General features: G+C 72.8%; 26 protein-coding genes. 11 read left to right on the forward strand and 15 right to left on the reverse strand.

Features of this window, described 5'->3' with window-relative positions:
• Positions 1 to 147: 147 nt before the first annotated feature.
• Positions 148 to 1,029 carry an aldo/keto reductase gene (locus tag J2X60_RS03250; protein ID WP_309886489.1) on the reverse strand — a complete coding sequence of 294 codons (882 nt, stop codon included), beginning with the start codon at positions 1,027 to 1,029 and terminating at the stop codon, positions 148 to 150.
• 86 nt (positions 1,030 to 1,115) lie between these two features.
• Here J2X60_RS03250 and J2X60_RS03255 point away from each other — a divergent pair, with 86 nt between their 5' ends.
• Positions 1,116 to 2,036, forward strand: coding sequence for an endonuclease/exonuclease/phosphatase family protein (locus J2X60_RS03255; protein ID WP_309886490.1), 921 nt, complete (start codon positions 1,116 to 1,118; stop codon positions 2,034 to 2,036).
• A 102-nt stretch (positions 2,037 to 2,138) separates the two neighbouring features.
• On the opposite strand, the gene J2X60_RS03260 is transcribed toward J2X60_RS03255, so the two are convergent.
• The 4 genes from J2X60_RS03260 to J2X60_RS03275 are packed head-to-tail and all read right to left on the reverse strand — an operon-like array spanning position 2,139 to position 5,120.
• A complete protein-coding gene (locus tag J2X60_RS03260) occupies positions 2,139 to 2,720 on the reverse strand; it encodes a YdeI/OmpD-associated family protein (protein ID WP_309886491.1) in 582 nt (193 codons plus the stop codon).
• A gap of 44 nt (positions 2,721 to 2,764) precedes the next feature.
• Positions 2,765 to 4,303: an FAD-binding protein gene (locus J2X60_RS03265; RefSeq protein ID WP_309886492.1), complete on the reverse strand. Its 1,539-nt coding sequence runs from the start codon at positions 4,301 to 4,303 to the stop codon at positions 2,765 to 2,767.
• Positions 4,300 to 4,536, reverse strand: a complete 237-nt coding sequence (locus J2X60_RS03270) for a hypothetical protein (RefSeq protein WP_070417548.1) — start codon at positions 4,534 to 4,536, stop codon at positions 4,300 to 4,302. Before J2X60_RS03270 ends, J2X60_RS03265 begins: the two co-directional genes overlap by 4 nt.
• Positions 4,533 to 5,120 (reverse strand): thioesterase family protein, encoded by a 588-nt coding sequence (locus J2X60_RS03275; protein WP_309777534.1) that lies wholly within the window; start codon positions 5,118 to 5,120, stop codon positions 4,533 to 4,535. Before J2X60_RS03275 ends, J2X60_RS03270 begins: the two co-directional genes overlap by 4 nt.
• A 130-nt stretch (positions 5,121 to 5,250) precedes the next feature.
• Between J2X60_RS03275 and J2X60_RS03280 the strand changes: the two genes are divergently transcribed.
• Positions 5,251 to 6,237, forward strand: a complete 987-nt coding sequence (locus J2X60_RS03280) for an aldo/keto reductase (RefSeq protein ID WP_309886493.1) — start codon at positions 5,251 to 5,253, stop codon at positions 6,235 to 6,237.
• A gap of 221 nt (positions 6,238 to 6,458) precedes the next feature.
• Here the strand turns inward: J2X60_RS03280 and uraD are convergent, their stop codons facing one another.
• The 3 genes from uraD to J2X60_RS03295 form a co-directional block, all read right to left on the reverse strand.
• Positions 6,459 to 7,256 carry a 2-oxo-4-hydroxy-4-carboxy-5-ureidoimidazoline decarboxylase gene (gene uraD / locus J2X60_RS03285; RefSeq protein WP_309886494.1) on the reverse strand — a complete coding sequence of 266 codons (798 nt, stop codon included), beginning with the start codon at positions 7,254 to 7,256 and terminating at the stop codon, positions 6,459 to 6,461.
• Positions 7,257 to 7,462: 206 nt separating this feature from the next.
• On the reverse strand, positions 7,463 to 7,945 hold the full coding sequence (locus J2X60_RS03290) for an FBP domain-containing protein (RefSeq protein WP_309886495.1): 483 nt from the start codon (positions 7,943 to 7,945) through the stop codon (positions 7,463 to 7,465).
• Between the two features lie 180 nt (positions 7,946 to 8,125).
• Complete coding sequence (locus J2X60_RS03295; RefSeq protein WP_309886496.1) at positions 8,126 to 8,857, reverse strand: methyltransferase domain-containing protein; 732 nt, start codon at positions 8,855 to 8,857, stop codon at positions 8,126 to 8,128.
• A 38-nt stretch (positions 8,858 to 8,895) separates the two neighbouring features.
• Here J2X60_RS03295 and J2X60_RS03300 point away from each other — a divergent pair, with 38 nt between their 5' ends.
• On the forward strand, positions 8,896 to 9,132 hold the full coding sequence (locus J2X60_RS03300; RefSeq protein WP_309886497.1) for a hypothetical protein: 237 nt from the start codon (positions 8,896 to 8,898) through the stop codon (positions 9,130 to 9,132).
• An 18-nt stretch (positions 9,133 to 9,150) separates the two neighbouring features.
• Here J2X60_RS03300 and J2X60_RS03305 read toward each other — a convergent pair whose 3' ends face one another.
• From J2X60_RS03305 to J2X60_RS03315, 3 genes are all read right to left on the reverse strand, one after another.
• Positions 9,151 to 10,056 carry a helix-turn-helix transcriptional regulator gene (locus J2X60_RS03305; protein ID WP_070417554.1) on the reverse strand — a complete coding sequence of 302 codons (906 nt, stop codon included), beginning with the start codon at positions 10,054 to 10,056 and terminating at the stop codon, positions 9,151 to 9,153.
• 159 nt (positions 10,057 to 10,215) lie between these two features.
• Positions 10,216 to 11,475: a hemolysin family protein gene (locus J2X60_RS03310; RefSeq protein WP_261645911.1), complete on the reverse strand. Its 1,260-nt coding sequence runs from the start codon at positions 11,473 to 11,475 to the stop codon at positions 10,216 to 10,218.
• Between the two features lie 83 nt (positions 11,476 to 11,558).
• Positions 11,559 to 12,548 carry a M23 family metallopeptidase gene (locus tag J2X60_RS03315; protein WP_309886498.1) on the reverse strand — a complete coding sequence of 330 codons (990 nt, stop codon included), beginning with the start codon at positions 12,546 to 12,548 and terminating at the stop codon, positions 11,559 to 11,561.
• 162 nt (positions 12,549 to 12,710) lie between these two features.
• Between J2X60_RS03315 and J2X60_RS03320 the strand changes: the two genes are divergently transcribed.
• A complete protein-coding gene (locus tag J2X60_RS03320) occupies positions 12,711 to 13,205 on the forward strand; it encodes a hypothetical protein (RefSeq protein WP_309886499.1) in 495 nt (164 codons plus the stop codon).
• A 3-nt stretch (positions 13,206 to 13,208) separates the two neighbouring features.
• On the opposite strand, the gene J2X60_RS03325 is transcribed toward J2X60_RS03320, so the two are convergent.
• The gene (locus J2X60_RS03325; RefSeq protein ID WP_309886500.1) at positions 13,209 to 14,900 is read right to left on the reverse strand and encodes a cation:proton antiporter; all 1,692 of its coding nucleotides are present in this window, start codon (positions 14,898 to 14,900) and stop codon (positions 13,209 to 13,211) included.
• A 28-nt stretch (positions 14,901 to 14,928) separates the two neighbouring features.
• Entirely contained in the window at positions 14,929 to 15,294 is a 366-nt protein-coding gene (locus J2X60_RS03330; RefSeq protein WP_309777522.1) for a hypothetical protein, read from the reverse strand.
• Positions 15,295 to 15,485: 191 nt separating this feature from the next.
• Between J2X60_RS03330 and J2X60_RS03335 the strand changes: the two genes are divergently transcribed.
• A complete protein-coding gene (locus J2X60_RS03335; protein ID WP_309886501.1) occupies positions 15,486 to 17,696 on the forward strand; it encodes an NADP-dependent isocitrate dehydrogenase in 2,211 nt (736 codons plus the stop codon).
• A gap of 84 nt (positions 17,697 to 17,780) precedes the next feature.
• Here J2X60_RS03335 and J2X60_RS03340 read toward each other — a convergent pair whose 3' ends face one another.
• Positions 17,781 to 18,236 carry a DUF3817 domain-containing protein gene (locus J2X60_RS03340; RefSeq protein ID WP_309886502.1) on the reverse strand — a complete coding sequence of 152 codons (456 nt, stop codon included), beginning with the start codon at positions 18,234 to 18,236 and terminating at the stop codon, positions 17,781 to 17,783.
• 89 nt (positions 18,237 to 18,325) lie between these two features.
• Between J2X60_RS03340 and J2X60_RS03345 the strand changes: the two genes are divergently transcribed.
• Positions 18,326 to 19,102 carry a ThuA domain-containing protein gene (locus tag J2X60_RS03345; protein ID WP_309886503.1) on the forward strand — a complete coding sequence of 259 codons (777 nt, stop codon included), beginning with the start codon at positions 18,326 to 18,328 and terminating at the stop codon, positions 19,100 to 19,102.
• Entirely contained in the window at positions 19,099 to 20,229 is a 1,131-nt protein-coding gene (locus tag J2X60_RS03350) for a GAF domain-containing protein (protein WP_309886504.1), read from the forward strand. Before J2X60_RS03345 ends, J2X60_RS03350 begins: the two co-directional genes overlap by 4 nt.
• 19 nt (positions 20,230 to 20,248) lie before the next feature.
• Here J2X60_RS03350 and J2X60_RS03355 read toward each other — a convergent pair whose 3' ends face one another.
• Complete coding sequence (locus tag J2X60_RS03355; protein WP_309886505.1) at positions 20,249 to 20,674, reverse strand: hypothetical protein; 426 nt, start codon at positions 20,672 to 20,674, stop codon at positions 20,249 to 20,251.
• A gap of 90 nt (positions 20,675 to 20,764) precedes the next feature.
• Between J2X60_RS03355 and J2X60_RS03360 the strand changes: the two genes are divergently transcribed.
• The 4 genes from J2X60_RS03360 to J2X60_RS03375 all read left to right on the forward strand — a co-directional run bounded on the left by J2X60_RS03360 (position 20,765) and on the right by J2X60_RS03375 (position 23,799).
• A complete protein-coding gene (locus tag J2X60_RS03360; protein ID WP_071302407.1) occupies positions 20,765 to 21,427 on the forward strand; it encodes a ScbR family autoregulator-binding transcription factor in 663 nt (220 codons plus the stop codon).
• A 129-nt stretch (positions 21,428 to 21,556) separates the two neighbouring features.
• Entirely contained in the window at positions 21,557 to 22,435 is an 879-nt protein-coding gene (locus J2X60_RS03365) for an aminoglycoside phosphotransferase family protein (RefSeq protein ID WP_309886506.1), read from the forward strand.
• 60 nt (positions 22,436 to 22,495) lie between these two features.
• A complete protein-coding gene (locus J2X60_RS03370) occupies positions 22,496 to 23,107 on the forward strand; it encodes a hypothetical protein (protein ID WP_139199256.1) in 612 nt (203 codons plus the stop codon).
• Complete coding sequence (locus J2X60_RS03375; protein WP_309886507.1) at positions 23,104 to 23,799, forward strand: DinB family protein; 696 nt, start codon at positions 23,104 to 23,106, stop codon at positions 23,797 to 23,799. Before J2X60_RS03370 ends, J2X60_RS03375 begins: the two co-directional genes overlap by 4 nt.
• Positions 23,800 to 23,919 lie beyond the last annotated feature (120 nt).

Genomic DNA, 23,919 nt, shown 5'->3' on the forward strand with positions numbered 1-23,919 from the left:
CCAACCGCGCGCGCCCCCCCAAATCGTGGCCCCCCCCGCCCCCCCCCCACACTCCGTGTCTATTACCCCCCCCCCCCCCCCCCCCCCGCGGGGCGGGGGGGCGGGGCCCCCGCGCCCCCCCCGCCTCCAGTCCGTCACCGCGTCGCGTCAGTGACCCAGCTTCGACAGCTCCTCGAACTCGTCGTCGGTCAGCTCGACCGTCGCGCCCGCGAGGTTGTCCTCGAGGTGGGCGACGCTCGACGTGCCGGGGATCGGCAGCACCACGGGCGAGCGCTTGAGCAGCCAGGCCAGGGCGAGCTGGGCCGGGGTGGCGCCCTTGCGCTCGGCGATCTCGGTCAGCGGGGAGTCGCTGCCGGTGAGACCGCCGGTCGCGAGCGGGAACCACGGGATGAAGCCGATGCCCTGCTCGGTCGACCAGTCGAGGAGTTCCTCGGCGTCGCGCTTCTGCAGGTTGTACAGGTTCTGGACGGAGACGATCGTGGCGATCTCCTGCGCGGCCTTCACCTCGTCGACCGACACCTCGGACAGGCCGATGTGGCGGATCTTGCCCTCGTCCTGCAGCTTCTTCAGCTCGCCCACCTGGTCCTCGAGCGGGACCTTCGGGTCGATGCGGTGGAGCTGGAACAGGTCGATGCGCTCGAGGCCGAGGCGGCGGAGGCTCATCTCGGCCTCCTGGCGCAGGTACTCCGGGCGGCCGACCGGCGGCCACTCGTTCGGCCCGGTGCGGGTGAGGCCGGCCTTCGTCGCGATGACGATGTCGTCGCCGTAGGGGTGCAGCGCCTCGCGGAGCAGGTCCTCGGCAACGTAGGGGCCGTAGGAGTCGGCGGTGTCGAAGAAGTCCACGCCGAGCTCGACGGCGCGCTTGAGGACGCGGATCGCCTCGTCGTGGTCCTTCGGGGGTCCCCAGACGCCGGGGCCGGTGAGCTGCATGGTGCCGTAGCCGAGGCGGTGGACCTCGAGGTCACCACCGATGCGGAAGGTGCCGGCGGCGGCGGCCGGACGGTTCGTGGTGTCGGTGCCAGTGGTCATGTCCCCGGTCTACGCCTGCTTCGTTGCAGGTCTGGTGAACCGGTGTCCCCCGGGATCTGTCAGAAGCGGTTCCTATGCTCCTCGGCGTGCCCCTCCGCTCCCGCAGACGGAGTCCCGGCCGCTCGTTCGTCATCGGTGTCGTCGGGATCGCGTTGCTCGCCGGGATCGTCGTCCTCCTCGTCCCCGCCGTCCTGGGCGTCCTCGGGAGCTCGGGGTCCGTGATCGGCTCGCTGCTGCCGTGGCTCGCGCTCCTGCTCGTCCCCGTCGCCGGTGCGGCACTCGGCACCCGGTCGAAGCGGCTCGCCGTGCTGTCCCTCGCCTTCGCCGCCGCGTGGGCCGTCGCGGTCCTGCCCGGCGTGCTCGCTCCCGGCACCTCGGGCTCGCCGCAGTTGACGGTCGTCACCGAGAACATCGAGGCCGACAACCCCGACCCGGCCGCCACCGCGAGGTCGATCGCGGCGCGCGATCCGGACGTCATCGCGCTCGAGGAGCTCACCCAGACCTCGGGCACGGCGGTCGCGGGCGTCCTCGACGAGCGGTACCCGCACCACTACCGGGTCGGGTCGATCGGGGTGTGGAGTCGGACGACCCTGCGCGACGGCGAACCCCTCACGCTCGGTCTGGGCTGGGCCCGGGCGCTCCGTGTGACGGTGGACACCGGGGTCGGCGACGTCCGGTTGTACGTCGTGCACATGGACTCACTGCGACCTGGCGGCGAGGACGGTCGGCCGCGGATGCTGGCGTCGCTCACCGAGGCGGTCCGCGACGACGAGTCGGAGCGGCTCGTCGTCGCGGGGGACTTCAACGGCGGTGCGGCCGACCCGGAGATGCTCCCGCTGACCCGGATGCTCGACGAGGGCGGCGGGTTCGGGGCGACCTGGCCGGCGCAGTTGCCCGTCGTGCGGATCGACCACGTCTTCACCCGGGGGCTCGGGACGACGTCGACCGAGGTCCTGCCCGCGAACGGCAGCGACCACCGGGGCGTGCTCGTCGGCCTGCGGCGCTGACGGCGGGCGCGGGCGCCGGCGTGGGTGCGTCGAACCACGTTTCCGACGTCGAACCAGCCCGCGCGCCTGGTTCGAGGTCGTCTTCGTGGTTCGACGCGGCCGTCAGGGCTTGCGCGGGTACGGGGTCTCGCCCCGCTCGAGCCCGCCGACGAGCTTCGCGAGCCGGCTCGCCCGCGCCGTCGCACTCGGCGCGGTCGTGATCCGGTGGAGCACGGCGTACCGGTTCGTGGCGTCGAGCTCGGCGAACAGCGCTGCGGCCGCGGGAGCGGCGTCGAGCGCTGCCCGCAGGTCGTCCGGCACGGTGGCCGTCGCGGCGCCGGCGTAGGCGCGGTCCCACCGGCCGTCGCCCTTCGCACGCTCGACCTCGGCCCGGCCCCGGTCGCGCATGCGCCCCGCGGACTCGAGGGTGGCCACGAGTCCGATGTTCCGCTGCGACCAGATCGACGCCTTGCGCCGCGGGGTGAACCGCTGGCGGAAGGTCGCGGTGTCCCGCCCGCGCTTCTGGCCGTCGATCCAGCCGGAGCAGAGCGCTTCGTCGAGCGCCTGGTCGTAGGTCAGCGTCGTCGGCTCCGTGGTGCCCTTCTTCGCGAGGACGAGCCACACGCCGTCGGGGTCGTCCTCGTGCGCGTCGAGCCAGGCGCGCCAGGCAGCGGCGTCGGGGAGTACCAGGTCGTCCGCGTCCATGCGGTCATCGTAGGGCGGCCCACCGTCGTCCGGAGGGCCACCGCTCACACCCAGTTCGGCTGCGCCAGCACCCCGTCCGGGTCCACCTGCTCGGCGATCCGGTGCAGCCGCGAGGTGTTCACGTCGAAGTAGTCCGCCGGGTCCGTGATCGCCGCGTCGCAGTAGTTCGCGTACGCCGCGTCACCCCACGCCGGCCGCATCGCCTTCCGGAACCCCCGGACGTAGGCGTCGAAGGGTGCCGGGTCCGATCCGTCCGCGAACACTGCGGTGTACTGCACGGTCATGAGCGCCGACCGCCACGGGAACGCGGTGTCGGTCCGTCCGACGTCGGAGACGACACCGCCGAGGGCGTCGAGCGCGACCCCGCCCTCGAGGTTCCCCGCCACGTCGCCGGCCGCCTCGGCGTGGGCGACGAGCACGTCGATCTGTTCGTCGGACAGTTTCACCGATCCGATCGAGGACGTCGCCGCCTCGGACACCCGCTGTGGCTTCCCCGCCAACGCGGACATCGCGGCACCGTAGGTGAGCTGCCGCGCGGTGTGGGCGAGCGGCTTCGCTCCGGTGGCGGCGATGAAACCGTCGACGGTGGTGTCAGCGCCGGTCTCCGAACCCGTCCACACTCCCGTCACAGTGACGGTCGGGGCGGTGTGCCGGCTCCCGTTCAGCAGCTTGAGCGTCGACCACAGCTGCGTGTCGGCGGTTGGCGCCCAGTCCTGCCAGGCGCGCACGACCGCCGCGGCGGCCGACCACGCGAAGGTGATCGAGAAGAGCAGGACGCCGGGCGCGGCCTGGGTCCGGTACGTCAGTGCGGTGACGACGCCGACGGTCCCGCCGCCCCCGCCGCGGCAGGCCCAGAACAGGTCGGGCTCGGCGGTCGCGGAGGCCTCGTGCACGGTGCCGTCCGGCGTGACGACGGTCGCACCGGTGAGCTGGTCGCACGTCAGCCCGAAGGAGCGGACGAGTACACCGACCCCGCCGCCGAGCGTCAGGCCGCCGATCCCGACCGTGGGGCAGGAGCCGGCGCCGATCGCCCGTCCGGCGGCGGCGAGCGTGGAGTAGACGTCTCCGAGCTGCGCACCGGGACCGATCGTCACGGTGCCGTCGTCGTGCACGTCGATGCCGTCGAGGTCCTGCGTGCTGATCACCAGCGACCGCGGGACGTCGGTGCCGCTCGCACCGCCCGCCGACCAGCCCGTGTACGAGTGCCCGCCGGAACGGAGCGCCACCGGCGTGTTCGTGTTCCGGGCGAAGGCCAGCCCGGCCTGGACGTCCGCGGTGCCGGCCGCGCGCAGGATGCCCTGCGGGTCGGCGTCGTCGTACCGGGGGTTCTCGACGAGCCGGGCGGTGTTCCACCCGTTCGACCCGGAGCGCAGCAGCCGTCCGGAGACCGCGGCGGCGAGGGCGTCCCACGAGTCGGGGCCGCCCGGCGTCGGTGACGCGGTCTGGGTCCCGGTGGGGCCGGGCGTACTCGTGGCCGACGGGGACGGGGACGGCGCCGGTCGACTGCACGCGGCGAGCACCCCGGCGATCCCGAGTCCGACTCCCCCGGCGAGCACCGCACGCCTGGTGGCGGGACGGGTCACGGTCCGGAGACCCCACCGCCGGCGCCGGTGACACCCGGGTGCGCGGCCTTCGACAGCCCCTCGGTCACCGAGTGCGCGGCCTCGGCGTCCGCTCTCGCCTGGGCCCCGAGCCGCGGGTCGGCCGGTCCGAGGTGCGCGAGGCGCTTCGCTCGTCGGTGGTTCTGCACCTCGAGCACGGTGATGACGGCGGCGATCAGCACCGCGACGCCGATCACGATCCACACGATGGTCATGACGTCCCCTCTCGTCCCGGGGTCTCGGACCCCGTGCCGGCGAGCGTACCCGAGCTGCTGATCCGGGTGGCCCCGGCCCACTCGTGCACCCAATCCGGCACCGACAGGTCTCTATCGGACGCGCCCGCGGCCTCGAGCAGCTCCGACGGGGACACCGTCCCGCCGGTACGCAGCAGGAACCGCGCCTGCACCACGGCCCGTGCCACCACGGTCCCGCGGCGGACGAACGTCTGCTCCAGGTAGGCCGCGCGGTCGTCCATCCCGAGCACCCGGGTCACGAGTTCGAACCGCTGGCCGAGCGTCAACGACCGCTTGTAGGTGATCGTCTGCGCCGACACGACCGGGTACCAGCCGCGCTCGGCGATCGCACCCCAGAACCCCGAGCGCAGCATGAGGTCGAGCCGCCCGAGGTCGAGCATCGACAGGTACTTCCCGTTGTTCACGTGCCGCAGCGGGTCGAGGTCGGTCAGGGTCACCCGGAACGGCGTGCGGACCTCGTCCCAGAGCGTCGGTCGCCGCCCGCCGATCGCGGGGCGGAGCCGGACGCGCAACTGGAGCAGGAACAGCCGGAAGTACAGGTTCACGCCACGATCACACCAGGGTCGGGCCACGAACGTGCGGAACCTTGGAGGAACCGCACGAACCGGCATTCCCGGCTGACGGGTCCGGTCAGTGCCTCCCTCCAACCGAGGGACCCGGAGTAGACCTGCAAACATGCAGACACGCAAGCTCGCAGACCTCGAGGTCGGACCCGTCGGCCTCGGCACCATGGGCATGAGCGCCTTCTACACGGGCGCCGGCACCGACGACGACGAGTCGATCCGCACCATCCACCGCGCGATCGACCTCGGCGTCACCCTGTTCGACACCGCCGAGGCGTACGGCCCCTACACGAACGAGGACCTGCTCCGCCGGGCCCTCGGAGACCGCCGCGACGACGTCGTCATCGCGACGAAGTTCGGCCTCATCACGCACACCGCCGGCGAGGAGACGCCCGCCACGGGCCGCGGCATCAGCTCCGCACCGGAGTCCGTGCGCGAGGCGCTCGAGGGCTCGCTCCGCCGCCTCGGCACCGACCACATCGACCTGTACTACCAGCACCGCGTCGACCCGGCCGTCCCGATCGAGGACGTCATCGGGCAGCTCGCCGGCTTCGTGCAGGAGGGCAAGATCCGCCACATCGGGCTCTCCGAGGCGAGCGCCGCGACGATCCGGAAGGCCCACGCGGTCCACCCGATCACGGCGCTGCAGAGCGAGTACTCGCTGTGGACCCGGGACCCCGAGGGCGACGTGCTCGACACCCTCCGCGAGCTCGGCATCGGCCTCGTGCCGTACTCGCCGCTCGGCCGCGGGTTCCTGACGGGAGCGATCACGAAGCCGTCCGACCTGGACGCCGACGACTTCCGCCTGGCGAACCCGCGCTTCCAGGAGGAGGCCTTCGCCGAGAACATGCGCATCGTCGACGCCGTCAAGGAGATCGCGACCGAGGTCGGCGGGACCCCGGCCCAGGTGGCGCTGGCGTGGCTGCTAGCGCAGGGCGACGACGTCGTGCCGATCCCCGGCACGAAGCGGGTCTCGCGACTCGAGGAGAACGTCGGCGCAGCCGACCTCACCCTGACCGCGGACCAGATCGCGCGCCTGTCGGCGCTGCCGGTGCCGACGGGTGACCGCTACCCCGACATGTCGACCATCGGTCGGTAGACGCGACCGGATGACGGCCTGGAGGCGCGGTGCCGGCTGGCACCGCGCCTCCAGGCCGTCTCGGCGTGCGTTCCGGGCGTCGGTCCGGTGACGGACGCGACCCACCCCCCGTCATCCCGGCCCGGTGAGCGGGCGGAACGTGCGCCGTTCGCCATGCGAGCCGCACACATTTGGCCCGCTCGTGCGCTGCGGGCGGGACACATGCCCCGCGCGGCATGGGATCAGCTTCCTCGATAGGTGCTGTAGGCGAACGGGCTGAGCAGGAGCGGCACGTGGAGGTGCTCGGTCCCGCCGACGGTGAAGGCCACGACGACGAACGGGTGGAACGTCGGTACGCCGGCGGCGCGGTGGTACGCGCCCGTGTCGAAGCGCAGCTGGAGGTCGCCTCGCGGCAGGACGTCCGCCCCGAGGGCAGCGCGTCCGTCGGTGTCGGTCGTGCCGGTCGCGAGGACGTCGCCGTCGACGGTGCTCAGCACGAGGCCCATCCCCGCGGCGGGTGCGCCCCGGGTCGCGTCGAGGACGTGCGTGGTCAGCTGGGCGACGGCGAAGGTCGCGCGGATGCGGTGCAGTGCGATGTCCGCGAGGGCACCGGTGGCCTCGGCGACCTCGACGTCGGGATCGTTGCCGAGCCGCCGTCGGAGTTCGGCGAGGAGCTCCTCGGGCGTCCGGCCGGCCGCGCGCACGAGGAACACCCGGCCGAACCGCCGCTCGTAGTCGGCGTTCCCCGCGGCGATCGCCCGGGCGACGTCGTCGTCCGCGGTGCGCATGGCCGACTGCTCCCGGGCTGACGAGGCATCGCTGCCCCGCTCACCGATCCGCGGGTGCTGCGCGAGGGCGGCGTCGAGCTCGGCGGCGCCCCACCCCCGGGCCTCGGCGGCGGCACGCGCCAGGAGCGCGGCGACGGAGCCGTGCGGTCGTCCGGCGGCGAGTGCGTCGGCCCACGCCGGGACCGCCGCCCACCCGGTTGCCGTGGCGACCGCGTCGGAGACGGTCGCGTCGTCGAGATCGCCGATGTCCATGCCGCCACGCTACGGAACGCCCGTTTCACGGGGGTTACGCCGTGGTTTCCCGCGCGACGTGGCCCACGGTCCCGGAACGGTCGCCGCTGCGGGACGGGAGGCGCGGGTCGGACCCGCACCGCGCCTCCCGAACCGCAGGTGCGCACCTCGACGACGTCTGCGCGCGCTGCACGCCGCGCACTCGTCGTCCCCGTGCGCAGTCGCGACTAGACCTCCGCGGCGAAGGACGCCGCGCGGAGCTGCAGGTCCTCGATCCGCTGCAGCCGTGCGGCCTCGACGTCGTAGCCCTCGTACGCGAGCGGCGGCGTCCGCCGGACGTTGCGCGAGCACTGGAAGTCCTGGCAGACGAGCGTGCCGACGGTGTTGCCGTTGCGACCCGCCGTGCCGGACCGCTTCGCGCTGTAGAACACGACGTCGTTCGGGAGCTTCACGTCCTGGCACCACGAGCACTGCGCCCGGGCACGGGGCGAGGCCTCGGCCTGCCGGAACAGGATGCCGACGAGGTCGCCCTCGAGGGTCGGCACGACGGCGTACGCGCGCCGGGCGAGCTTCGGGTCGCGCCAGCCGAGGTAGTCGAGTGCGTCCCAGTCGACGGTCTCGAAGTCGGCGGGCAGGGTGAGGTCGCCGGTCTCCTTGCGGGACGCGTTGACGAAGGACGTGCGGATGGTCTTCTCGCTGATGGGCAGCATGGTGGTTCGCTCTCGGACGGGCCCGGGGCACGCGGACGCATGCCGCACCGGGCGGAGGGTTCAGGGTTCGATGACGGCGGCCGCACCGAACGGTGCGACCGGGGGCATCACGCCCTGATGTCGGCGAAACGGGCGCCGACCACCTCCTGGAAGCTCACCCCACCAGCCTACGTCGACGTGTCAAGCCGGGCGCGGCTGCGCGGTGAGGAGGACGAGCGAGCCCTCGAACGTCGGCTGCGTGCGGAGCGCGCCGTGGGCTCGGTCCCACTCGCCGGACTCGAGGGCCGTGCGGAGCGCGGCGACGGACCGCCGCGCGGTCATCTCGTCGACGGAGCTCCACGCCGGGTCCGCCCGTCGTGCGCCCGGGTCGAGGAGGCGTTCCGGCCGCGCGTAGTACGCCTCGGAGAACCCGTCGACGCACGTGAACGGGATCGGCAGGCGCGTTGTCGTCACCGCGTCGTCGGCGAGAGCCGCCGGGATTCGGGCGAGCGCGGGGTACCGCCGGGCCTCGGTCGCCATGACCTCGGCGGCGTACTCGGCGAGCCAGAAGTCCTCGACACGGTCGGGGTCGCACGTCAGGATGACGATCGGACCCCGGGTCACCCGGCGCAGCTCGACCAGCCCACGCTCGAGGTCGCCCCACTCGTGCACGGAGAAGGTCGTCATCGCGGCGTCGAACGTGTCGTCGGCGAACGGCAGGTCCTCGGCGGTGGCGTCGACCGCGGTCACCTCGCGGTCGGTGGGCTCGTAGGACCCGGCGCCGGCGCCCACGTCGAGGACCGTCCGGGCGTCACCGAGGGCCTTCGCGATCGCCCGGGCGAAGGACGGCTCCGGCCGACGGTACTTCCGGTGGTCCTGACCGATGCGGGCGGAGTCGGCATCCCCCGCTGAACCGTCCATCGTCCTCGTCACGGCCCCAGCCTACGGACCGGGCCTGTTACGGTCGGGCCATGGTATCCGGGGGATTCGCCGTCGTCAGTGTCCTGTACATCGCGTTCGTCGTGGCGCTCGCCGTGCTGACGGTCGCGCTCATCGTGCTCGTGTTCGCCGCGATCCGCGTGCTGCGGCTGTCCGCGACGGAGCGGCAGCTGCGCATCGAGCGGCTGCGGTACGACGCCGTCGTCGACGGGATCGAGGACGGTAGCGCCGGCCCGGACGAGACCGGTCCCACGACCCCCACCGTCTGACGCCCGTCGGGCGGGGGGTCAGTCGACCGACTCGGTCTCCGACTCACGCAGCGCCGCGTAGTGCTCGGCACGCTCGGTCGCAGCCCACGACCCGAGGAGCGCCAGGGACCGCTCGGACTCGCTGCCGGGTTCGGCCGAGTACGAGAACATCACCAGGCCCGGGTCCGCGACGAGTTCCAGCGCCTCGTAGTCGAGCCGGAGCTCACCGACGATCGGGTGCACGAGCCGCTTCTTGCCGGTGCGGTGCATCCGGACGTCGTGGGCGGCCCACCACGTGCGGAACTCCTCGCTCCGGGTCGACAGCTCGCCGACGAGGGTCACGAGTCCGGGCTCGCACGGGTTCGAGACCGCGGCCGCACGGAGGATCGCCACCGCGTCCCGAGCGGTCTGCGCCCAGTCCGCGAAGAACTCCTTCGCCGCGGGGTCGAGGAACGTGAAGCGCGCGGTGTTCACCGGGCGACCGGGGCCCGCGAACATCGGCGCGTACAGCGCGCGACCGAGCTCGTTCGTCGCGACCACGTCACCGCGCTCGTTCCGCACCCAGGCGGGCGCTCCCGTGATCGAGTCGAGCAGCCGCTGCACACCGGGTCGCACGCGGGTCGGGACGTTGCGGTGCATGACCTTCACGCCGGCGTTCGCCAGGCGGGCGAGGTCCCACAGGTGCACGCGCTCGTCCTCGTCGAGCTGCAGCGCACCGGCGAGCCCCTCGAGCACGCTGTCCGAGACGCCCTTCAGCGAACCCCGTTCGAGCCGCGTGTAGTAGTCGACGCTGACCCCGGCGAGCATGGCGACCTCGTGCCGACGCAGTCCCGGCACCCGTCGGACACCGCCGCCGAACGACGGCATGCCGACCTGCTCGGGGGTGAGCCGCGCCCGCCTCGAGGACAGGAAGTCGCGGATCTCGTTGCGCACGTCGATACCCATGCGACGAGCGTACGTCCCGTGGCTGGTACCGCGGCAGGCCCTGCCCGTACCCGGGACGGACGGGAGGCGCGGGGCGGGTCCGCACCGTCCTCCCTCGCAGGCTCGGTCGGCGCGCCCCGCGCAACGCTCCGCGTTGCCGCCGAGCGGGGCGCGCCCGCGTCAGGCGGTGACGTCGGCCGTGATGCGGACGCGCGCCACGCGGTGACCGTCCATGGCGGTCACCTCGAGCCGGTGGCCGCCGACCTCGACGACGTCCCCGACCTCCGGCACGCGGTCCAGCGCCACCTGCACCAAGCCGCCCACCGTCTCGTAGTCGCCGTCGGGGAGGGCCGGGCCGCCGTCGGCCACGAGGTCCTCGAGCACGGTCGCCCCGTCGACGCCGTCGTGCTCGGCCGCGGGCTCGTCGTACTCATCGCGGATGCGTCCGACGAGGTCCTCGAGCAGCGCCTCGAGCGTCACCATGCCCGCGCTGCCGCCGTACTCGTCGACGACCAGGGCGATCTGGTGTCCCTCGGTGCGCATGTCCGCGATCGCACTCGACAGCGACTTCGTCTCGGGCAGCGCGAGCACCGGACGCACGAGGGTCGACACCGGTGCGGTGGGGTCCTCCGGGCGCAGCAGGTCCCGCAGGTGGACGAACCCGTCGACGTGGTCCCGCGTGCCGTCGGTGACGAGGTACCGGGTGTGCCCGAGGTCGATGGCGTGGTCGGTGGCTGCGGCGATCGAGGTGCCCGCGTCGATCGTGGACACGTCGTACCAGGGCCGCATCGACTCGCGGAGGATCCGGTCGCCCGCGTCGAGGGCACTCCGGGCGATCCGGCGTCCCTGGGCGTCGATGGCGTCGTGGTCCTCGACGAGACCGCGGAGCTCCTCGGTGCTCATCGACTCGCTCCGGGCGTTCGGGTCCCCGCCGAGCAGCCGCACGACGGTGTCGGTCGACTTCGAGAGCAGCCAGATCACCGGGCGCATGAGCGTGGCGAACCGGTCGAGCGTCGGGGCGACGGCCATCGAGAAGCCCTCGGCCCGCTGCAGGGCGAGCCGCTTCGGCACGAGCTCGCCGAAGACCAGCGAGAGGTAGGCGATCACGAGGGTCATCAGCACGAGTGCCACCGTCTCGGCAGCACCCTGCTCGAGCCCGAGGCCCGTGAACAGCGGCGCGACGTCCGGAGCGATCGACGATGCGCCGTACGCGGCCGAGAAGAACCCGGCGACGGTCACGCCGATCTGCACGGCGGAGAGGAAGCGGTTCGGGTCGCGGCCGAGCTCGGCGACGCGCATCCCGCGGGACCCGCGGCGCTCGAGCTGCTGCAGCTGGGATTCACGGAGGGAGACGAGGGCGATCTCGGCTGCGGCGAACACGCCACCGACGAGCACGAAGAGCACCACGAGCCCGAAGGCGATCCAGGTGTCGGGTCCCATCAGCGGGCTGCCGGCTCAGATCGGCGACGGGCGGGCGGTCTGTGACAGTCGTCCATGCCTGTGAGCATGCACAGGGAACCTGATCAGGCGGTGAGGGAACGCCCGATGCGCGCTTCGAGCCAGGCTTCCGGGTCGATCGGGGTCTGGCCGTCCATCAGGACCTCGAGGTGGAGGTGCGCCCCGGTCGAGACCCCGGAGGAGCCGACCTTGCCGATGAACTGTCCGGCCTCGACGGTGTCGCCGACCTTCAGCGGCGAGGAGCCGGGGATCATGTGGCCGTAGAGCGTCGAGACCTCGCGCCCGTCGATCACGTGGTCGATGATCACCGCGGTGCCGTACGAGAAGTACGTGCCGGAGACCCGGACGGTCCCCGCGGCCACGGCACCGATCGGCGCGCCCATGCCCGGGTTGAAGTCGAGGCCCTGGTGGAGCGACGAGCAGGCGCCGCACGGAGCCGAGCGGTAGCCGAAGCCCGAGCTCATCCGTACCGGCCCGGGGAACGGCGACCGGACCTCGCCGCCGTAGGACACCGACGTGCCCGGGGCCCCGGCCGAACCGCCGCCGACCGTGAAGCCGTCGCGGTCGAGGGCGGAGGCGGAGATCGCCTGCGTCACGGCGTAGTCCTGCGTGCGGACGGAGGGTGCGAGGGTCGCGGTCGCCATCGAGGTGCCGGCACTGGCGTGCGCGGGCATCGCGGACGCGGCGAACATCGCGAGGGCGGCGAGGGCGCTCGTGAGCGTCACGCGGCTGGCGCGGCGGGACCTGGAGGCGCGGGTTGGCCGGGCGACGGCGGGCACGCTGGGCGCGGGGCGGCGGACGACGCGCTGGATGCGGGCGTCGACGTGCTCGGTCGTCGCACGCGCTGCGGCCGCTCGGCGACCGGTGCGCTCGGGCTTCGGCGCGCGAGGCGGCGCGGGCGTGCGCTCGGCCTTCGGTGCGCGCTCGGCCTTCGGCGTCCGCTCGCGGCGGGCCGGCTTGCGGGCTGCGGCGCGCTCGGCCTCGAGGGCGGCGCGACGGGACAGGTGCACCACCGGGGTGTCCGGGTGCTGGTCGAGTTCGCGTGCAGTCGTCATGGCCGCCCACCATTCTGCACGACTCTGTCGCTTTGTACAGGTCCGTTCGTGATCTCATCGTTACCGAAGTGCTGGGAGGCTGCTGATCCCACAGCCCGCCCCGGCCCCGGATGCCGCCCGATCAGTAGTGTCCGCAGTGAGCGAGCGGAAAGGACCCTCCACATGGCCCGAACACCGCGCGAGCGGCACGAACCGGTCGACCTGGCGTCGGCGCACGTCGTGCTCGCCGGGACGCAGGAGCTCCTGCCGGTGCTCCGGACCGCTGCCGTCCGGGCCGGGGTCGACGCCACCCGGATGCGCGTGGTCGGGGTGGACGACCTGCCCGATCCCGAGGAGACCTGGGACGCCGAACTCGCGGTCATCGCGATCCGTCGGCCCGGTGACGACCCGGCGTTCCACCGTGCGCACGAGGCCGCCGAGATGATCGACCCGCTGCTCGCGCCGCACGCGGTCCGAATCGTCGTGACGGTCTCGGGGCTGACCCGGCTCGCGCCGAAGGTCGAGCGGACGCTGACGTCCGAGGTGCTCCACCAGATCGGCGCGGCGTCGGCACCGTCCGGGTTCGAGCGGCCGTTCCGGAACTTCCGGATGCGCGTGGGGCTCGCGGCCCTGAAGACCGCCGGCGTCCGGGTCTTCCGGGTGCGCATCGGCGAGTGACCGTCACCGTGCGGGAGCGCCCCTGAGCTCGAGGGCGATCTGCTCGGCATCGAGGTTCTGCAGCATCGACTCGAGCACCTCGGCGTCGAAGCTGCCGTCGTCGCGGGCGTCGAGGATCGCGGCGCGCTGCGCTTCGAGCACCGCCAGGCGCCGGGCCTTCTCGCGCCCCATCCACGCCCGGAGTTCGGCGGGGTCGGCGGCTTCGAGCTCTTCCCGCGCGCGGGGTCCGGCCTCGCTCGTCCCTGGGACCTGCTCCGCCGCTGCCCGCATGAGCTCGAGGAGCCGCTTGCGTTCCTCGGTGTCCTGCTTGGCGATGTCCGTCGTCGGCGCGGCGATGCGACGGAGGAGCGGCCCGATCGTCCCGCCCTGGACCACGAGCGACAGCAGGGCCACGGCGAACGCGACGAAGACGAGCAGTGACCGCTGGGGCGTGCCCTCGGGGAGCGTCTGGGCCGCCGCGACGGTCACCGCGCCGCGCATCCCCGCCCAGACCACCGCGGTGCCCTCCCGCCAGCCGAGCGGCGCCTTCGTGTAGTACGCGATGTCCGCCAGGGTGCGTCGGACCCGCACCGCGAACCGGTCGAGTTCCCGTTCGGACGGCGCCCGGTTGCCCGGGCGGTGTTCGCGGATCACCTCGCTCATGGCGTCGCGGTCCTGCGCGTGCATCTCCGCGAAGCGGGTCTGCATCCGTTCGCCGCGCTTGGCGCTGGCGGACAGGGCGAGCAGCAGCGGCACGACGTAGGCCGCCCGGACGAGGACCGTGAGCACGAGGGCGCCGACGGCGATGAGGAGCGCCGGCCCGATCCCGGCGTGCTGGTCCTGCACGTCGCCGAGGATCGACGCGAGCTGCAGCCCCATCGTCAGGAACACGGCACCCTCGAGCACGAGCTCGATCGTCTGCCAGTTCTGGGCGTCCGACAGCCGGTGCCCCGGGGGGAGCCTGCGCGGGCCGACGATGCCCGTGAACAGCCCCGCGACGACCGCCGCGACCAGGCCGGACCCCTCGAAGTGCTCGGTCGGGATCGCGGCGACGAACGGCACCGCGAAGGACAGCGCCGTGTTCACCGCGGCGTTCGGCACCCGGGACCGCACCCAGACGTTGAGCCAGCCGACGAACCAGCCGATGACGACGGCGATCGCGACGGCCCGGGCGAAGTCCCCGAGTGCGCCCCAGAACGAGAACGACGCGCCCGCGGCGAAGATCGCGGTGCGGAGGAGCACGAGCGCGGTCGCGTCGTTGAGCAGTGACTCACCGTCGAGGATCGAGATCGCGCGCCGCGACACCGAGGTCTGCTTGACGATCGAGGTCGCGACGGCGTCGGTGGGGCTGACGATCGCCCCGAGCGCGATGCCCCACCAGAAGCCCAGCCCCGGGACGACCCACGCGAAGAAGAGTCCGAGCACCAGGCTCGACGCGACGACGAGCAGGACCGACAGGCCGCTGATCGCGCCGAACTCCCGCCGGAAGTTCATCGACGGCATCGACACCGCCGCCGAGTACAGCAACGGGGGCAGCACCCCTGCGAGGATCCACTCCGGTTCGATCCGGGCGTGCGGGATCCACGGCACGAGGCTCGCGGCGACCCCCACCGCGACGAGGACGAGCGGCGCGGCGACCCCGATGCGCGGGCCGAGCACGGCGGCGCCCGCGATGGCGACCAGGGCGACCACACCGATGACGAGGAGTTCGATCACTCCCACAGCGTGGCACCGTTCCGGGCGATCAGTCCCGGTCCGGCTCCGCGCTGTGGACAGCCGAGGCGTTGACCGCGTGGTGTGGAGGAAGGACGTGGGCGACGACCGCGACACTGCCGGCGGCCAGGACGAGCGCGAGCGTGCCCGCGGTCACGGCGGTCCCGATCCGCCGCAACCGCGAGCCCGACCCACGGTCCCGCGGCGCGAAGCGGGCGAGCCCACGACGCGGCGTCGGACCGACCAACCACGGCCCGGAGCCGTCCTCGTCGTACGAGAACGGCCCGGACCCGTCCGGCGCGTACCGGTACGGCCCGCTGCCGTCCACGGCGTACGCCGAACGGAGATCCTCCGCGGACCACCCGAAGTCCTCCGGTGTCTGCCGTGTCGTCGACATGCGCGCCTCCTGCGGTCGTGTGGTGCGGAAGACCACTCCACGCGACGTTCCTATGAGTCGACAGTGCGCCTCCAGGAAGTCATCCGAGCATCTGCTCCACGCAGGCGGCACCATGTATCTTGATGTCGAGACATCCCGTTGCGCGAGTAGCGTGGACGTACCGACGGTCGAACAAGGGAGTACCCGCCAGCATGGCCAAGATCATCTACACCCTCACGGACGAGGCGCCGTTCCTCGCCACCCACTCCTTCCTCCCGGTCATCCAGGCCTTCGCCGGCACCGCAGGTGTCGACGTCGAGACCCGCGACATCTCGCTCTCGGGCCGGATCATCGCCCAGTTCCCGGAGCGGCTCACCGCCGAGCAGCGCCTGGACGACGCCCTCGCCGAGCTCGGGGACCTCGCGAAGACCCCCGAGGCGAACATCATCAAGCTGCCGAACATCTCGGCGTCGATCCCGCAGCTCAAGGCCGCGATCAAGGAGCTCCAGGCGCAGGGCTACGACCTGCCGGACTACCCCGACGAGCCGACGACCGACGACGAGCGCGACGCCCGCGCCCGATACGACCGCACCAAGGGCAGCGCCGTGAACCCGGTCCTGCGCGAGGGCAACTCCGACCGCCGCGCACCGCTCTCCGTCAAGAACTACGCCCGCAAGCACCCGCACCGCATGGGCGCCTGGAGCCACGACTCGAAGACGAACGTCGTGACGATGGGCACGGACGACTTCCGCTCGAACGAGCAGTCCTGGATCGCCCCCGCCGACGACGTCCTGACGATCGAGTTCGTCGGTGCCGACGGTGCGACCACGGTCCTCAAGCAGTCGATCCCCGTCCTCGCGGGCGAGGTCGTCGACGGCACGGTGCTGCACGTCCGTGCGCTCGAGGCCTTCCTGCAGGACCAGATCCGCGCGGCGCAGGAGCAGGGCATCCTGTTCTCGGTGCACCTCAAGGCCACGATGATGAAGGTCTCCGACCCGATCATCTTCGGCCACGTCATCCGGGCGTTCTTCCCGAGCGTCTTCGAGCGCTTCGGCGCCGACCTCGCCGCCGCCGGGCTCAACCCGAACGACGGCCTCGGCTCCATCGTCGCCGGGCTCGACGCCGTGCCGAACGGTGCGGAGATCAAGCAGGCGTTCGCGGACGGCATCGACGCGGGCCCCGAGCTCGCGATGGTCGACTCCGACAAGGGCATCACGAACCTGCACGTCCCGAGCGACGTCATCGTGGACGCCTCCATGCCCGCGATGATCCGCACCTCGGGCCACATGTGGGGTCCGGACGGCGAGGAGCACGACACCCTCGCGGTCATCCCGGACTCGAGCTACGCCGGCATCTACCAGGCCACGATCGAGGACTGCCGCGCCAACGGTGCGTTCGACCCGGCCACCATGGGCTCGGTGCCGAACGTCGGCCTGATGGCGCAGAAGGCCGAGGAGTACGGCTCGCACGACAAGACCTTCGAGGTCCCGGCAGCCGGCCGCGTCCGCGTGGTCACGAGCGGCGGCGAGACGGTCATCGAGCACGAAGTCGAGGCCGGTGACATCTGGCGCGCCTGCCAGACCAAGGACGTCGCGATCCGCGACTGGGTGAAGCTCGCCGTGACGCGTGCCCGTGCGACCGGCTCCCCCGCGGTGTTCTGGCTCGACGAGACCCGTGCGCACGACGCGAACCTCATCGGCCTGGTGCGGACCTACCTCGCCGAGCAGGACACCGACGGCCTGCAGATCGAGATCCTCTCCCCCGAGGACGCGATGCGCTTCTCGCTCGAGCGCATCCGCCGCGGCGAGGACACCATCTCCGTCACGGGCAACGTGCTCCGCGACTACCTCACCGACCTGTTCCCGATCATGGAGCTCGGCACCTCGGCGAAGATGCTCTCCGTCGTCCCGCTCCTCGGCGGCGGCGGCCTGTTCGAGACCGGTGCCGGTGGTTCGGCGCCGAAGCACGTGCAGCAGCTCGTCGAGCAGAACTACCTGCGCTGGGACAGCCTCGGCGAGTTCCTCGCCCTCGCGGTCAGCCTCGAGCACCTCGCCGGTGTGACGGGCAACGAGCGGGCGAAGATCCTCGGCGAGACGCTCGACCGTGCGACCGGCACGTTCCTCGACGAGGACAAGTCGCCTGGGCGCAAGCTCGGGTCGATCGACAACCGCGGCAGCCACTTCTACCTGGCGAAGTACTGGGCGCAGGAGCTCGCGGCGCAGACGACCGACGCCCAGCTCGCCTCGGCGTTCGCCGAGATCGCGGCGACGCTCGACGAGCAGGAGTCGACGATCGTCGAGGAGCTGAACAGCGTGCAGGGGCACCCGGCGGACATCGGCGGGTACTACCGTCCGGACGACGCCAAGACGAGCGCCGTGATGCGCCCGTCCGCCACGTTGAACGGGATCCTCGCCGCGCTGTAGCCGCGGGACGCACGGACGGGAGGCGCGGTGCCAGCTGGCACCGCGCCTCCCGTCCGTCGTGTGGTCGCGACCACCGCTGTCGCGTCAGTTCCGGGACGGGACGGGCGGGCCTGCGGCCAGCAGCGCCACGAACACCAGGGCGACGGCGACGACGCCGATGAGGATCGACACCGCCGGGTGCCGCACCACGAAGAACAGCAGGCGGTCCCAGAACCCGACGCGCCCCTCGGCACCACGGCGCCACGGACCCTCGAGCATCCCGCGCCGGGCCACGGCGACCTCGAACGGCACCGTCGCGTACGGCACGACGGCACTCGCCCACCCGAGCACGAGCGCTCCGGCCGACCACCGCTGGTTCACCGCGACGACGGTCGTCACGACGAGGTACGCCAGGAACACGAACCCGTGCACCCCGCCTCCGATCCGGACGCCCCAGTCGCCGGCACCGAGGCCGTACTTGAGCACCATCCCGGCGATGAGCATGGTCCAGGTCACGAGTTCGGCGACCGCGGCGGCGCGGAACAGGGAGCGGGGAGTCATGCGGACATCGTCGCGGACGCCTCCCGGGAAACCCCCGACACTCCGGTGGTCGTATCGATTCGACGACCAAGCGGACTAGCGTGGGAGCCATGTCGACGCCGACCGAATCCCGTCCCCTGAACATCGTCGTCTGGAACGAGAACGTGCACGAGAGCCGGGGTGACGAGACCGTCGTCGGGCACTACCCCGACGGCATGCACACCGTGATCGCCGCCGCGCTCCGCGAGCACCACCCCGACGCGACCGTGAGCACGGCCACCCTGCAGGAACCCGACCACGGCATCACCGCCGAGCGCCTGGCCACCACCGACGTCCTGTTCTGGTGGGGCCACGCCGCCCACGACGAGGTCAGCGACGCCGTCGTCGACCTCGTGGTCGATGCCGTGCACGCGGGCATGGGCCTCGTGGTGCTGCACTCCGGGCACTACTCGAAGCCGTTCAAGCGCCTGATGGGCACGACCTGCTCCCTGAAGTGGCGCAACGACGGGGAGCGCGAGCTCGTCTGGACCGTGGCACCCGAGCACCCGATCGCCGCGGGCGTCCCGCACCCGATCGTCATCGACCGCCAGGAGATGTACGGCGAGTACTTCGACATCCCGCGCCCCGACGAAGAGGTCTTCCTGTCGACGTTCGCCGGCGGCGAGGTCTTCCGCTCGGGCGTCGCGTACCGCCGGGGCCTCGGGAAGGTCTTCTACTTCTCCCCCGGTGACCAGGAGTACCCGGTGTACCACCACCCGGACGTCCAGCGGGTGCTGTCGAACGCGGCCGCGTGGGCGGCGCCGGTGTCCGAGCGACGCGAACTGACCGCCGACCCCCACCCGCGGGACTGGTTCCTGGGCGAGGGTGCGGGTAGACAGGACGGGTGACCCACCTCGACGCCGCAGCGCACCGGTCGGCCGTGGTCGAGGCGCTCGGCGTCCTCGGCAGCGGCCCCGAGGAGCGCTTCGACCGCATCACCCGCATGACGCAGGAGGCCTTCGGGGTCCCGCTGACCTTCCTCAACCTCGTCCACGACGGACTCGTCACGTCCCAGTCGACCTTCGGGTGGCAACAGGGCTCCAGCGTGCCGGCGAGCGAGCAGTTCTGTGCGACGACCGTCCTGAGCCCCGAGCCGATGGTCATCCCGGACACCACGCTCGATCCCCGGTTCGCCCACACCCCCGCGGTGGCTGAGCACGGCATCCGGTTCTACGCGGGCGCACCGCTGTCGATGCTCGACGGCACGCGCGTCGGCACGCTCTGCATCATGGACGCGACGCCGCGCTCGCTGACGGCCGAGGACATCGACCTGCTCCGCGACCTCGCGCGCTGGGCGGAGCGGGAGCTCGGGCACACGATCGAGCGCGACCGGGTCCGGCGGGTCGTGGAGGGCCTCGTCCCCGGACCCGTCGAGGTCCCGGGGTACTCGCTGGAGGTGCTGACGCTCCCCCGCGAGGACTCCGGTGACGTCGCGGACTGGCGGGTCGCCGCCGACGGCCGCCTGCACTGCACCGTCGGAGCCGTCCCGGCAGCCGGTCGCGCCTCGGCGCTCCTGGCAGCAGCGGTCCGGGCAGCCGTGATCGCGCGGACCGACGTCGACGTGGAGACCGCGATCGTCGGCCTGGAGGCGCAGGTCGCCGCCGACCTGTCGGCTGCGGACACCGTCGGGTCGCTCTTCCACCTGCGGCTCGACCCCGCGTCGGGTCACGTCGTGCACCGGGACGCGGGGCACGGCCTCGCGGCGGTCGTGCGCGCGGACGGCGGTGCCGCGGTGCTCCGGTCGCACGACCTGCCGATCGGCCTGCAACCGGACGGGACGCCGCGGACCCCCGGTGCGCTCGAACTCGCGTCGGGTGACCGCGTCGTGCTGTGCACCGACGGACTGCTGGCCGCGGTCGGGGACCTCGACACGCTGATCGGATGGGTGCGAGGCGCCGACGACACCGCGAGCCTGGTCGACCGGGTCCGGGGTGTCGCCACGGCCGGCACGCTCCTCGTCCTCACGCGCGACTGAGCGCCCGCGCCCGCGGTCGTCAGCGCTGCGCGGGCTTCGCGGTCAGGGACACGACCAGCAGCGTCGCGAGCATGCCGAACCCGGCGAGCTCGATCCCGAGACCGGCGAGCTGCCAGTAGGCGCTCCCCACGACCTGCGGCTGCGTGATCGACTCCGGCCACCACGCGTCGATGAGCGGGAACGACCCCGGGAACGGATCGAGGCCGAACACGACGAGTCCGCCGAGCAGGAGCACCACCCCGAGTGCCGCCATCGCACCCCGCGACCCTCGGAGCATCCGGGCGACGAGCGCCGCGGCGATGCCGGCCAGCCCGACCACGGCGATCGCGAACGCCAGCACGACGACGGTCTGCGGCGCCAGCGCGACCCAGTCGAGCACGGCGATCGGCAGCAGCAGCCACCGACCCGTCCGTGCCCAGCGCACCGGGTTCCGCCATCCGTCCATGCCGGGAACCGTACGACAGCCGACCGGGGAGGTTCCCGGACGTCACCCGGACACCGCCTGGGACGGCCGCATCGGTACGCTTGCAGGATCATGGCGCAGGACGGTGGCACGCGGCAGCAGCGAGCGGTCGCCACCCGTGCCGCGATCCTCGACGCGGCGGCGGGCGAGTTCGACGAGCGCGGGTACCTCGGCACCTCGATGGACGCCGTCGCCGAGCGGGCCGGCCTCACCAAGGGTGCGCTGTACTTCCACTTCACGTCGAAGGCCGACCTCGCCGGCGCGGTGATCGCCCGGCAGCACGAGGTCTCCCGGCGGTACGGCGAGGCGGCGGCCGCCCGCGGGACGACCCCGCTCGAGGTGCTCATGTGGATGTCCCAGGGCCTCGCGTCGCAGATGATCCACGAGACCGTCGTGAGCGCCGGCATCCGTCTGTCCACCGAGGCCGCGACGGCGGACGTGGCCCGGCAGGACCCGTACGCCGACTGGATCGCCGTAGTGACCGACCTCGTCCGACAGGGCATCGACGCCGGCGAGGTCGACCCCGCGTGGGACCCGGAACTCGTCGGCCGCGTCGTCATCCCCGCGTACACGGGGGTGCAGACCGTCTCGGACGTCCTCGCCGACCGGTCGGACCTGTACGTTCGGCTCCGTGAGCTCTGGACGGTCCTGCTCGCGGCCATCGTCTCCGACCGGGTCCGCCCGGAGATCCCCCGGCTCGTCGCGCTGATCGCCCCGCTGCCCGACGACGCCTGACCCGACCGCCACGCGACGCGGGTCCCCCCACGGACACCCACGTCGCTGGTCCCTCGAGGCTACCGAGCGCCCGCCCCGCCCGGCTCTCCCCAGTTCACGGGTGTGCGCGCCCCCGGCTACCCTGACCCGATGGCCACCCCCGCCGCCGAGGTCGACCTCGACGTCCCGCTCGTCGCCGCCCTGCTCCGCGACCAGCACCCGGACCTCGCGGACCTCCCGCTCGCGATCGTGGCGAGCGGCTGGGACAACGTCGTGGTCCGGCTCGGCGAGCTGCTCGCCGTGCGGCTCCCCCGCCGGGCAGCCGCTGCGGCGCTCATCGAGCACGAGCAGCGGTGGTTGCCGGAGATCGCGCACCGGGTGGCGGCGATCGTGCCCGTCCCCGATCCGGTCCGCACCGGCCGCCCGGCCCTCGGGTACCCGTGGTCGTGGAGCGTCGTCCGCTGGCTGCCCGGTACCCCGGCGGGCGAACGCGCCGGCGGCGTGCACGTGGCCGAGGCGCTCGCCGCGTTCGTCGAGCTGCTGCACGTCCCCGCGCCGCCGGACGCCCCCGTGAACCCCGTCCGTGCGGTGCCGCTCGCCACGCGCAGCGACAGCGTCTTGACGCGACTCGCGACGGCGGACGTGCCCCGGGCCCGTGAACTCGCGGCAGTCTGGCGGACCGCGGCGGCGCTGCCCGCGTACGCCGGGCCTCCCGTCTGGGTGCACGGCGACCTGCACCCCTTCAACGTGCTCTTCGACACCGCGCCGGACGGCGGGACCCGCCTGGCGGCGGTCGTCGACTTCGGCGACGTGACGGCGGGCGACCCGGCCGTCGACCTCGCCACCGCGTGGCTCACGCTCGACCGGGAGGCGCGGCGCACCTTCCGCACGCGCGTCGCGGCCGACGACGACACCTGGGAACGGGCGCGTGCCTGGGCCGTCTCGATCGGTTCGGCACTCCACCTGTCCGACGACCGCGCGTTCCGCGCCGTCGCACGCCGGGTGATCGGAGAAGTGCTGGACGACTGAGTCCGCGCGGGGCTATCGTGACCGCACCAATCCGTGCACGTGAAGATCGGAGGGGCCGTCATGACCCTCGAGTTCCGCGTCCAGCACGACGTCGCCACCGACGCCTCTCCCGTCCCGTCCACCCCGACCCGCACCGGCTTCCGCGGGCTCCTCGACCGGTTCTCCGCACGCCGTTCCGCTGCGCGCGACCGTCGCGTCGAGGCCCGGTTGCAGGAGCTGGACGACCTCGCCCGGCTGCTCTCCGGGGCGCGCGGCGTCATCGAACGGGGGTGGATCCAGCACGCGTGGTTCGCGTACGTCGACGAGCACGGTCGGATGCGGAAGGCCTCCAGTGCCGCGGCGATGGACGTGCAGGGCCGCCCCCTCGTCGCCGCGTGCCTGGTCGGCTCCGTGGTCTCCGCTGCCGGGGGCCCGCACGCCGTGCACTCGCAGCAGGTCCAGCGCGCCCTCGACCTGGTGTGGCACGCCCTCGCCGTCGACGAGGGACAGCCGGTCCTCTGGTGCCCGGCGCCGGACGTCCGGATGGGACGGGTCCGCGACCTCACCAGCTGGAACGACGCCCCGGCGCGGAACTCCGGCGAGGTCGCCGGGCTCTTGCTCACCGCCGAACGGGTCGCCGTCCAGGAGTCGGAGCGCGTCCGCGAGCGTTCGGTGGCACGATCGAGGGCATGACGAGCGCCGACCCGGTCCCCGAGGTCCACCCCGCACCGGCAGCACCGACCATCGCCTCGAGCGGCGGCTCGATGCTGTCGGACGAGGGGTCGACGACCGGCATCGACGCCGAGGTCCTCAAGCGGACGCTGCACCGGTACCTGCAGAAGCACCGCGCGGCACTGGTCGCCAAGCTCGACGGGCTCGCCGAACGGCAGGCGCGGTGGCCGGTCACGCCGACCGGGACGAACGTGCTCGGACTCGTGAAGCACGTCGCGGGCGTGCAGGCCATGTACTTCGGCGAGGTCTTCGGACGCCCGCTGCCGGACGCGCCCGCCTGGCTCGAGTCCGAGGACGGCGACGACATGTACGCGACGCTCGACGAGACCCTGGACGACGTCGTCGCGTTCCACCACCGCAGTGCCGCGCACGCGGACGCCACGATCGAGGCGCTCGACCTCGACGCCCGCGGGGTCGTTCCCTGGTGGCCGGAGGACCGCCGGCGGGTGACCCTGCACCGGATCCTCGTGCACATGGGGTACGAGACGGCCCGGCACGCGGGGCACGCCGACATCGTGCGCGAGATGCTCGACGGGCTCGCGGGTGACGGGGACGGCAACCTCGCCGAGAAGACCCCGGACGAGTGGGTCCTCTGGCGCGAGCACCTGGTCGACGTCGCCGAGCGGTCGGGACTCCGCGACCTCGGCGCATAGCCGACGACTGCTCGCGATCGTTACCGTTCTCCCAGGGTCGGGGCGCTGCACCTGTCCTGACCGGGTGTTTCCGGCTTCGCGGATCCGCAGGGAGTCGCTCCGGCGCCCGTCCTCGGTTGT

The organism is Curtobacterium sp. 320, assembly GCF_031455235.1.
Classification (GTDB): Bacteria; Actinomycetota; Actinomycetes; order Actinomycetales; family Microbacteriaceae; genus Curtobacterium.